Consider the following 233-nt stretch of genomic DNA (forward strand, 5'->3'; position numbering starts at 1 on the left):
CCTCCTTTGTCTCGACCGACAATGTCGAGATCACACAGGCGGACGCGCCGCTGGCCCCCAGCCTGAAGACGCCCCAGATGCCGACCTATCACCTCAAGCGGGCGGACGGATCGGGGATCACTCTGGTGAACATCGGTGTGGGACCCTCAAACGCAAAAACCGCCACCGACCATATCGCCGTCCTGCGCCCGCACGCGTGGCTGATGGTCGGACACTGCGCGGGCCTGCGCAAC

Annotated in this window: 1 pseudogene; it reads left to right on the plus strand. The window is 65.2% G+C overall.

From position 1 onward, the window contains the following. Positions 1–233 (plus strand): annotated as a pseudogene (locus G0Q06_RS14375) (AMP nucleosidase); the annotation flags it as partial.

It is taken from the genome of Oceanipulchritudo coccoides, from assembly GCF_010500615.1.
GTDB classification, from domain to species: domain Bacteria; phylum Verrucomicrobiota; class Verrucomicrobiia; order Opitutales; family Oceanipulchritudinaceae; genus Oceanipulchritudo; species Oceanipulchritudo coccoides.